General features: G+C 59.1%; 1 pseudogene. It reads left to right on the top strand.

What is annotated here, in order from left to right:
- Positions 1-164: 164 nt before the first annotated feature.
- Positions 165-1,192: pseudogene (locus DFR50_RS31130) on the top strand (DDE-type integrase/transposase/recombinase); the annotation flags it as partial.

Genomic DNA, 1,192 nt, shown 5'->3' on the forward strand with positions numbered 1-1,192 from the left:
TGTCAGGCTCCGTCTTGAGCTGAGAACTCAGACGCAATGAAATCAGTTGCTTAAGTGCATCCATGATATTTGAGAATATCCATTTAATTTGATAATATGCGTTGAAATAGCCGTCAAATGTGAGAATTTGGCCGCCCAACATTGGGGCAAAATCGGCGGTCGGAATGGACGACGACGAACGCGTCTTTGACGATGATGAAAAGCAGCGCGCCTGGCTCGAGGGATGCAGACGCGAAGAGGCGATCAGCGGACTTTTGGAGCGGCACGGCGACAAACGCTTGTCGATAGCCGACGTCGATGAGGTCGCTTGGGAATTGGGCGTCAGTCGAGCGACGCTGTACCGGCTGATCGTGGCGTTTCGAGCGAAGCGAACAGTCAGCTCCGTCGAGCCGCGCAGCCGAGGGCGGCGCAAGAACGCTTTCGTGTTGGACCGAAAGCGAGAGAAGCTTATCTCGCTGGCGATTCGGGAGATCTATTTGAGGCCCGAACGGCCGACGATGACCTATTTGATCGAACAGGTGAGGGCGAGATGCAAGCGCGCCGAATTGCCCCCGCCGGACCGCCGAACGATCAAGGCGAGGGTTGACCGGATCGACAGGCGCGTGGCGGCCCTCAAACGCAAAGACAGCAAGGGCGTCAAAGCGACGAAGGCGGCGCCCGGTCAGTATGTCGCGTCACGGCCTCTGGAGGTCGTGCAGATCGACCACACGGAAGTCGATCTTTTCCTCGTGGACGAGACGACGCGCAAGGCCATGACAGCTCGGCCTTGGCTGACTCTGGCGATTGATGTCTTCACTCGGATGGTGGTCGGGTTCCATTTGTCGATGGATAAGCCGTCCCGGGTGTCCATCGGACTTTGCATGTTGAACGCCGTCTACGACAAGAGCGCGTGGCTCAAAGAGAACGAGATCGATGCACGCTGGCCGGCGGCGGGACTACCGGAAGCGCTTCACGCCGACAATGGCGCCGACTTCAGAAGCAGGGCGTTTTCGTGGGCGTGCCGAGAGGAGCGGATCAAGCTAATTTGGCGACCTGTTGGCGCGCCGCACTACGGCGGTCACATCGAGCGGCTGATCGGCACGATCATGGGGCGCGTGCATTTTTATCCGGGGACGACCTTCGCCAACCCCACGGCGCGGCAAGACAACGACCCCGCCCGTTTCTCGGCCATGACCTTCCGAGAGTTCGAGTG

The sequence above is a fragment of the Roseiarcus fermentans genome (assembly GCF_003315135.1).
In the GTDB taxonomy this organism is placed as follows: Bacteria; Pseudomonadota; Alphaproteobacteria; order Rhizobiales; family Beijerinckiaceae; genus Roseiarcus; species Roseiarcus fermentans.